Genomic DNA, 7,833 nt, shown 5'->3' with positions numbered 1-7,833 from the left:
GAGGATAAGATATAACAGTTAATAAATGTTATGAATTAAGTCAAATCAAAACTTGAATTTATCGCTTCTTATAGGTAATTACGATTCCAATAACAGAAGCAATGAAAGCAAATGGCGCTAATCTCACAAAGACAAATTCAAATCCATGTAATATTGTTCCTGCAACTGCAAATTCCGGGTTATTATAATCCCACCCTAGATAAGAACTTTTCATAATCGCAAGAGCAATAAAAACAAGCACTATAAACGCACATAGCGAGATAAATATCCAACGGATCGTTTTTACTTTGACCATGTTTCTCTTTGCCAACTGTAAATTAATTACCTCTAATTTTTCAGAGATTGCTTTTAGGTCATCTGTCATTGACTCCATTACAGTTTCTCCAAGCAATACACTTACAGAAGTATCCAATTCATCTGCTAATGTAATCAGCATATCCGAATCTGGAACTGATAAACCTGCTCGTGTCAACCCTAGACCAAAAAAAATTTAATTTTTTTGTACCCTCAAATATCACTTTCCATTATACCTGCTATTGCAGTATATTGAAAGCAATATTTATGCCTGCATAAGAAAGGAGTGCCACATTTTCTCGGCACTCCACACTCTTTAAACATCCATCTTACCTGAAAAATGGATCATCTGTATTCCATACAATCTCTATATTGTCCTCTCCATTGATAATCACTTTTTTGATTACCTTCTGGATTTTCTCTCTGTCAAAAGATTCCATATTGATGATACTTTCTAACTGTGTCTCAAACTTACTGGAAGAATTATCTTCTGGCGGTATTTCTGTTTTAAGCTGTTCAATTTCCTGATGCAATTCATCAATCTTCTCCATGGTAAAAAGAGTCTTCTCTTGGTAGTACACCAAATAAATCACTTATATCCTCTTCTGTCAATCCCATCTCTTCCAACTGTACTACTATGCTTTCCATCCCATCAAATAGAACTCCCAACTGTTGCTCAGTTATTGTGGACGAACCTGAAGCCATTGCGGTATAACTTTGAGAAAGTACCAGACTGACCGCAAGCACAATTGAACACATAAATTTTACAATCTTTGTTTTTGCCATACTTTTATCCTCCCATGTTTTGATTCAGTTTTTCTTGATTCCAATAAAAACTTAATTTTACTAGCAAGCCTTTTCTTTCCACATCTATAGTTGCATAAAGTTCATCACCTCCATAAACATAAAGCTCATCATCAACCGATTTCCATACAACATTTATATCACTTAAATTGTAAGCTCTAAATATAAATACATTTTCTTCCACAATTTGTTTTGATATTATTTCTATGTCTTCTGTATTTTTTACATAATACTCTAGTATAAAATCACCATTATGCTTATAGTCATCTTCCGCATAAATAACATTACCCTCAAAATAATTTTTTTTGCCCAAATACAATTCTAAGGAGTTCATTCCATAATCAAATGTATGATCCACCCCTGATGCCGAACCCATCATTGTACACAATATTCCAAAAAATACCACCCAAAATCCATAGATAAAATAAAATTTTTTCTTTTTGCATTTTTTATCTCTATATCTGCCAAAGCACATTACATGCGTTATCTGATGTGCGAAGAAGAACGTTAAAAATAATGATAGCGCTAAATAGTAAACTTTCAAATTGTTCTCACCTCTCATCATGCATAATATATTCATTTAGTTATTCATATATTTCTCTGTATAAAAACCATAATAATTATTATACAAAAAAATTTAATTCTAATGTTGAAAAATATTGTTTACTTTTTTTTGCTTCTATTTGTAAATGACAAAATAATTTTGTACACAATAATATAAACTAAAATCAATATATAGTATCGTGAATCACGAACTGTTCCAATAGCAATAAAAAATATAGTAGTCAATATAATTAGTATTGAAAAAACAGTAAAAATAATTTTTTTCATAAATATCTCCTATCGAAATTGTAACCCTTAATTGCATAAAAACGTTATACAACAATTAATGTGTTCATTCTACTTATTCTTTAAATTTAGTTGTACGCTTTACTTACCTAAAATATCAACGAATTTAACATCATTTTCATTTACATAGACACAGTATAACATAATTCCTGTGCCTATGCGATATCATTTAATGCTTATTCCGATATGAACTCATCTTCTCCACAGTTACCTCCGCATAAAAGTAAGTAAGAATCGTTGCCTTCGGAACTCCTGCAGCAAGTGCTTTCTTCACCTCTTCCTTCTGCTCCGGTGTATATGACCAGTGTAGCATTCTGTTTGTGATGGTATCCTCCCACTTAGGCTTTTCCCTCTCAGGATTCCTTACAGGCTTAGCTCCAGTACTTCCATTAGACGCATTGGCACTTTCTGCAGCATCAGACTTCTGCGATTCATCGACATACTCAAGCTCATTTGCTTGCTCCCTGTCAATCTTTGCCTTCTGCTCTGCTTCATCCTGCATTGAGAATCTTCTGCTTAATTCCGCATCACCAAGCATCATAAACTGCTCATAGGTAAGAGAATCTATATACACATTCTCGCCCTTATCCTTCAGTTTTTCATAATACTTAACTGCCTTATCTGACAGAATCTCAAATGGTGGACCGATAAGATTATCTGCTCCCATTATCTGATGAACATAAGGCTCTCCCTTGCCATCTGCTGTCTGGTTAAACATCGGATGATTGAATGGTATGAACTTATTGTCCATGATAGGAACAAAACCACGGATAAAGATAATACACTTTTTGTTATCCAGCTTTCTGACCTCATCGGGTGTAAACAGTTCTCTTCCTAATACATCATAGTTTCTTGAAGAGCTTCCCTGTCTGCCCTTTGTCTCCCCGCTTGACTTCTTATCAATCGTCCCTTTGCACAAAAGCTCCGAGACATACTTGTGTGTACTCTGCTCATTGCCTCCAAGATAAATGAAAGTATCGCAGTTGCCGGGAATTGTCTCCCAGGTATCTTTGAAAAGTGCCTTTAACTGGGCAAAGTTCTGAATGATGATGCGTGACTTATACAAATGCTGTCGCATTTAAGGTTATGCCGGATACGGCATTATGTTCGTAACAATGGGACTTTTTTACAGCCCCTCTGCACTATGTTAAATATTACAATTTCAATCCAAAGAAGTTATGATTATATCATTTTCAACATCTGTATGCAGTATCTTATTCCGAATAGTTCTGGCTGCTTCAAGCACCTTCGATATCAGTAGTACAAGTTCCGTAATCGCCATATTAAGTATCAATGCTAATCGTTGTGGTTTGTTTCCATACAGTTCAATCGACCTTTTTATCGGTTCTGTGATATGTTCCCTTTTTTTCTGTAAAATCTCATCCATAGGAACATCACTTATGATTGCTCTGTCAACCTCCCGATTCCAGTCCATCCGCAGTTTATTATCCTGCTCAATCTGTTCAGTTTTGGGATTATTTTTTCCAATCTTCTTGGTAGCAAGATATGGACCATTACGATCAAATACTGTAGCTCTTCATTGGTGAGTGCCATGGCATGAACCTCCTTGCATAAACAAAATTCATACCCTTAAATGCACCCTATGAATATAAAAAGGCTTCCCAGATTATCTGGAAAGCCTTATGGTATTGTATTTGAATTTGGAATACTTGATTTTCTAATTGCATACGCAATTCGTGAAATGTATAATTATACTGTTGATACATCAGACACACAAATGTAAATAGGGACTTGAATTTTATTTATACGGAACTAACAGACCTGTCATTTTTATTAGTTGCAATATCTTCCATTACTAAATTTTACTTTGCAGTATTTCTATTATACTAAATTTAATTTGTAGGATGAATACAACACATTTTTTATAATTTACTTTGATAATCCTCTAACTGATGAAAAATACCAACTACATTTACAACATCCGCTCTCACATCAAAAACGATAATATAATTCATCTGTGACACAACTGCCTCACGATATCCTCTTTTAGCAAGATATGCATCTCTGCACTCTGCGAACTGAAATGGATTAACCTCTAGCCTGTCACAGATAGTATCTATACTATCCAACAGATGCTTTGCTGCCTGTTCATTCCTTAAGCAATAAATTAAATGATACACAAGATTATCAAGCAGTTCATTCGCATGTTCAGTAACATTTATTTTATATGCCATACTTCGCCCTCATTTCTCTAAGCGCAGTTCTGGCATCCTTTACCTGTCCTTCCTCTATTTGCTTTTCAGATATTTCAATATCTCTGTACATAGCAATCTGTCTCATGGTTGACTCATAAGTCTCCATGCTCATAATTACCATATCTCCATATCCATTTTTCGTAATATAAATTGGTTCCTCTGCTTTATGACACATATCAGATATCTCTGATGTATTCTTCAAATCTTTAATTGGAATTATTTGTGGCATAATGTACACCTCCTATTCATGGTCTAATTATACCATAATTATGTCTTTTTTCAATTTAATTATCACGTAAAGTGAAATTTTTAATTTTTAATTTCTATGTCCCTATTTACATTTGTGTGTCTGATGTATCAACAGTATAATTATACATTTCACGAATTACGTATGCAATTAGAAAATCAAGTAGTCCAAATTCCATAAAATGAAATTTTAGGGCAAATTACAGACATTGGCTTGGCTGTAGTATTTTTTAACAACGTGTGTTAGACTACTGTTATACAAATCGGAATTTATAAAGGAGAATATTGATGAAATTATTTTTATGTTCGCACTTTTCAAGTGTAGGAAGTCTGATAAAGGAAGAAATTGAAAATAAGAAAGTCGCATTTATTCCAACAGCTTCACTGCGTGAAGGCTACACCGGTTATGTCGGCTCGGCTCGAAAATTATTCAAAAAGTTGGGAGCGATCATAACTGAAATTGATATTTCAACGGAGGCTTATTCAACGATACAGTCTGTTTTTGAAGAAGCAGATGTAATATATTTTACCGGTGGAAATTCTTTCTTTCTTATGGACCAGCTCCGTAAAACGGGAACTGATGGACTGCTGAAAAAGGAATTGGCAAATGGAAAATTGATGATCGGCGAGTCGGCAGGCGCAATTATATGCGCTCCAAACATCCAATATATCGAGCAAATGGATGAAAAGCCGGAGGACTACTCACAAGAAGATGATGCAGGGATTGATTTGATTGATTTCTATGTTCTTCCGCATTATCTTACAGCACCATTTAAGAAAGTTACCGAGAAAATAATGACTGAGTTTTCGGATTTGAATCTATGCCCAATTAACAACCGTCAGGGAATTGTAATTGATGGTGAAGATTCAAAGGTTATTTGCAAAGACTAATTTGAAAATTCCAGTTTGTCAATTACAGGTGACATTGAAAGAGTCAGCCCATTCAAGATGCTGGCTCTTTCAAAAATTCCATTCTAATAAATTGCACGACAACTTAAAGTAAAAATGAATAAAAGAGTGGTGTTTCGTATAATTATGAGTTAGTATGCATCAGACACACTTTTGTAAAAAGGGAGTAAATTAAATAATGCATAAGATTATCAAGTAGTTCATCCGCATGCTCCGCAACATTTATTTTATATGCCATACTTCGCCCTCATTTCTCTAAGCGCAGTTCTGGCATCCTTTACCTGTCCTTCCTCTATTTGCTTTTCAGATATTTCAATATCTCTGTACATAGCAATCTGTCTCATGGTTGACTCATAAGTCTCCATGCTCATAATTACCATATCTCCATATCCATTTTTCGTAATATAAATTGGTTCCTCTGCTTTATGACACATATCAGATATCTCTGATGTATTCTTCAAATCTTTAATTGGAATTATTTGTGGCATAATGTGCACCTCCTATTTATGGTCTAATTATACCATAATTATGTCTTTTTCAATTTAATTATCACGTAAAGTGAAATTTTTAATTTTTATGTCCCTATTTACATTTGTGTGTCTGATGTATCAACAGTATAATTATACATTTCACGAATTACGTATGCAATTAGAAAATCAAGTAGTCCAAATTCCATAAAATGAAATTTTAGGGCAAATTACAGACATTGGCTTGGCTGTAGTATTTTTTAACAACGTGTGTTAGACTACTGTTATACAAATCGGAGTTTGGAGGTACACGATGATAATAAAAATTGTTACAATTTCACTGATGGCAGTGTTCTACATCTGCTATTTTGCAAAGCTGATTAGTCAGAAAAAGCAAGGCATAAAGACAGATCAATTAGGAAAAGGAAAAGAGGGATTTGTCAAATTTATAGAAGTGGCTCTTAAAATAATCACATATTTGCTTCCTGTAATACAGATTATCAGTATTGTGTTTTATTCGGGAACAGCACATATTGTGTTGCAATTTACAGGAGTTGTAATAACAATGTTCGGTGTACTTGCTTTTATTGTTTCTGTTACACAGATGAAGGAGAATTGGAGAGCAGGTGTGCAAAAAGAAGAAAGGACCATTTTGGTAACAGCGGGCATCTATTCTATTAGCAGAAATCCTGCATTTTTGGGTTTTGATTTAATGTATATAGGAATATTGTTTTCGTTCTTTAATTGGTTCCTTTGCTTTGCCACAGGTTTTGCAGTGGTATTTTTTCATTTGCAGATAGTCAATGTAGAGGAAGATTTTTTGATAGAAGCATTCGGAAATGAGTACCTGCAATACAAATCAAAAGTATGCCGATATTTAGGAAGAAAAAGATAACTTGAAGTTCTTGGGGCTAAAGCCAATATAAATAATACTAGACAGATTTGTCCAATAGCGTAAATACGGCATTTTCTCGCTTTGTGTCGTGTTATGTTTAGTAGAATAATATTACTCTGTCAATGAAAGGAGGAAACAGTATGGATCAGAAAAAGATTGGACGTTTCTTAAAAGAACTTAGGAAAGAAAAGAATATTACACAGGAACAGCTTGCTGAAAAGATAAAAGTTTCAGGCCGAACGGTTTCTAGATGGGAAACAGGTTCTAATATGCCTGATATTAGTTTGTTGGCTGAATTGGCTGATTTTTATGATGTTAGTATACCTGAAATCATTGGTGGAGAAAGGAAAAGCGAGAATATGAATGAAGAAATAAAAGAAACAGTATTGAAATTATCTGATTATACAGAGACAATTAATCAAAAAATTAAAGGAAAGTTATTTGTACTTACGGTTATTGCAATAATAGGAATGATTGCGTTTGTGATTATTGAATTTACAGGACTAGATACACCTGGAAGTGTCTATGAAAGAGTAGCAAGTGCAGGTCTTGGGTTAGATTGTGGTATGTTAATAGTCCTTGCAATGTATCTTTCTGGACTTTTAGGAAAGATTAAGGCAAGACGAAAAATGAAACGATAGTACAACTGTAAATAAAAAGTCTGATAGACCGTAAAATTCTAGTTTGACGGAGTAATAGATATGAAAATCCGAGAAGTGAATGAGAATAAAAAGCAATTTATAGCATTATTGTTATTAGCTGATGAGCAGGAAAATATGATTGATCACTATCTTGAAAAAGGTACTATGTATGTACTTGAAGATGGTAATGTAAAAGCTGAATGTGTCGTTACTGATGAAGATAATGGAATACTTGAAATTAAAAATATTGCAGTTGATCCTCAGAATCAAGGACAGGGCTATGGGAAAGCATTGATTGACTTCCTTGTAAGTAAATATTCAGATGAATATTCTATTTTGCAGGTTGGAACAGGTGACAGCCCGTTGACCGTACCGTTTTATGAAAAATGCGGATTTGTCCGATCTCACAATATTCCGAATTTCTTTACGGACAATTATGACCACCCAATTTATGAGTGTGGTGTACAGTTAATAGATATGGTATATTTGCAAAGATGTTTATAACTTCCAGT

At 34.0% G+C, this 7,833-nt stretch carries 12 protein-coding genes and 1 pseudogene; 4 read left to right on the top strand and 9 right to left on the bottom strand.

What is annotated here, in order from left to right; genetic code table 11:
- Positions 1 to 58: 58 nt before the first annotated feature.
- From DWV68_RS14055 to DWV68_RS14020, 8 genes and pseudogenes are all read right to left on the bottom strand, one after another.
- On the bottom strand, positions 59 to 373 hold the full coding sequence (locus DWV68_RS14055) for an XRE family transcriptional regulator (RefSeq protein ID WP_242986319.1): 315 nt from the start codon (positions 371 to 373) through the stop codon (positions 59 to 61).
- A 250-nt stretch (positions 374 to 623) separates the two neighbouring features.
- A complete protein-coding gene (locus DWV68_RS14050) occupies positions 624 to 845 on the bottom strand; it encodes a hypothetical protein (protein ID WP_242986320.1) in 222 nt (73 codons plus the stop codon).
- Positions 832 to 1,080 carry a hypothetical protein gene (locus tag DWV68_RS14045; protein ID WP_117840915.1) on the bottom strand — a complete coding sequence of 83 codons (249 nt, stop codon included), beginning with the start codon at positions 1,078 to 1,080 and terminating at the stop codon, positions 832 to 834. The genes DWV68_RS14050 and DWV68_RS14045 overlap by 14 nt, the downstream gene beginning before the upstream one ends.
- 4 nt (positions 1,081 to 1,084) lie before the next feature.
- Entirely contained in the window at positions 1,085 to 1,642 is a 558-nt protein-coding gene (locus DWV68_RS14040; RefSeq protein WP_227700582.1) for a hypothetical protein, read from the bottom strand.
- A 474-nt stretch (positions 1,643 to 2,116) separates the two neighbouring features.
- A pseudogene (locus DWV68_RS14035) lies at positions 2,117 to 3,004 on the bottom strand (type IV secretory system conjugative DNA transfer family protein); the annotation flags it as partial.
- 105 nt (positions 3,005 to 3,109) lie between these two features.
- A complete protein-coding gene (locus DWV68_RS14030; RefSeq protein ID WP_242986327.1) occupies positions 3,110 to 3,382 on the bottom strand; it encodes a hypothetical protein in 273 nt (90 codons plus the stop codon).
- Between the two features lie 448 nt (positions 3,383 to 3,830).
- Positions 3,831 to 4,142 carry a type II toxin-antitoxin system RelE/ParE family toxin gene (locus DWV68_RS14025; protein WP_118056812.1) on the bottom strand — a complete coding sequence of 104 codons (312 nt, stop codon included), beginning with the start codon at positions 4,140 to 4,142 and terminating at the stop codon, positions 3,831 to 3,833.
- A complete protein-coding gene (locus DWV68_RS14020; RefSeq protein ID WP_117699361.1) occupies positions 4,132 to 4,392 on the bottom strand; it encodes a type II toxin-antitoxin system Phd/YefM family antitoxin in 261 nt (86 codons plus the stop codon). Before DWV68_RS14020 ends, DWV68_RS14025 begins: the two co-directional genes overlap by 11 nt.
- A 305-nt stretch (positions 4,393 to 4,697) precedes the next feature.
- Here DWV68_RS14020 and DWV68_RS14015 point away from each other — a divergent pair, with 305 nt between their 5' ends.
- Positions 4,698 to 5,300, top strand: a complete 603-nt coding sequence (locus tag DWV68_RS14015; protein WP_117840910.1) for a Type 1 glutamine amidotransferase-like domain-containing protein — start codon at positions 4,698 to 4,700, stop codon at positions 5,298 to 5,300.
- A 245-nt stretch (positions 5,301 to 5,545) separates the two neighbouring features.
- On the opposite strand, the gene DWV68_RS14010 is transcribed toward DWV68_RS14015, so the two are convergent.
- Positions 5,546 to 5,806 carry a type II toxin-antitoxin system Phd/YefM family antitoxin gene (locus tag DWV68_RS14010; protein ID WP_117699361.1) on the bottom strand — a complete coding sequence of 87 codons (261 nt, stop codon included), beginning with the start codon at positions 5,804 to 5,806 and terminating at the stop codon, positions 5,546 to 5,548.
- A gap of 292 nt (positions 5,807 to 6,098) precedes the next feature.
- On the opposite strand from DWV68_RS14010, the gene DWV68_RS14005 reads away from it, so the two are divergent.
- The 3 genes from DWV68_RS14005 (at position 6,099) to DWV68_RS13995 (ending at position 7,825) form a co-directional block, all read left to right on the top strand.
- Positions 6,099 to 6,680 (top strand): methyltransferase family protein, encoded by a 582-nt coding sequence (locus DWV68_RS14005; RefSeq protein WP_117840908.1) that lies wholly within the window; start codon positions 6,099 to 6,101, stop codon positions 6,678 to 6,680.
- Positions 6,681 to 6,820: 140 nt separating this feature from the next.
- Entirely contained in the window at positions 6,821 to 7,321 is a 501-nt protein-coding gene (locus DWV68_RS14000) for a helix-turn-helix domain-containing protein (RefSeq protein ID WP_197420879.1), read from the top strand.
- Between the two features lie 60 nt (positions 7,322 to 7,381).
- Positions 7,382 to 7,825: a GNAT family N-acetyltransferase gene (locus tag DWV68_RS13995; RefSeq protein ID WP_117840906.1), complete on the top strand. Its 444-nt coding sequence runs from the start codon at positions 7,382 to 7,384 to the stop codon at positions 7,823 to 7,825.
- The last annotated feature ends 8 nt before the right edge of the window (positions 7,826 to 7,833 follow it).

The organism is Roseburia sp. AF12-17LB (assembly GCF_003479605.1).
GTDB lineage: Bacteria > Bacillota > Clostridia > Lachnospirales > Lachnospiraceae > Roseburia_C > Roseburia_C amylophila.
The sequence above is the reverse complement of the archived record's forward strand: the minus strand, read 5'-3'. Positions and strand labels throughout refer to the sequence as shown.

Coding starts and splice junctions, on each gene's coding strand:
- DWV68_RS14055 (WP_242986319.1), bottom strand. CDS start 373: ATGGAGTCAATGACAGATGACCTAAAAGCAATCTCTGAAAAATTAGAG.
- DWV68_RS14050 (WP_242986320.1), bottom strand. CDS start 845: ATGGAGAAGATTGATGAATTGCATCAGGAAATTGAACAGCTTAAAACA.
- DWV68_RS14045 (WP_117840915.1), bottom strand. CDS start 1,080: ATGGCAAAAACAAAGATTGTAAAATTTATGTGTTCAATTGTGCTTGCG.
- DWV68_RS14030 (WP_242986327.1), bottom strand. CDS start 3,382: ATGGACTGGAATCGGGAGGTTGACAGAGCAATCATAAGTGATGTTCCT.
- DWV68_RS14025 (WP_118056812.1), bottom strand. CDS start 4,142: ATGGCATATAAAATAAATGTTACTGAACATGCGAATGAACTGCTTGAT.
- DWV68_RS14020 (WP_117699361.1), bottom strand. CDS start 4,392: ATGCCACAAATAATTCCAATTAAAGATTTGAAGAATACATCAGAGATA.
- DWV68_RS14015 (WP_117840910.1), top strand. CDS start 4,698: ATGAAATTATTTTTATGTTCGCACTTTTCAAGTGTAGGAAGTCTGATA.
- DWV68_RS14010 (WP_117699361.1), bottom strand. CDS start 5,806: ATGCCACAAATAATTCCAATTAAAGATTTGAAGAATACATCAGAGATA.
- DWV68_RS14005 (WP_117840908.1), top strand. CDS start 6,099: ATGATAATAAAAATTGTTACAATTTCACTGATGGCAGTGTTCTACATC.
- DWV68_RS14000 (WP_197420879.1), top strand. CDS start 6,821: ATGGATCAGAAAAAGATTGGACGTTTCTTAAAAGAACTTAGGAAAGAA.
- DWV68_RS13995 (WP_117840906.1), top strand. CDS start 7,382: ATGAAAATCCGAGAAGTGAATGAGAATAAAAAGCAATTTATAGCATTA.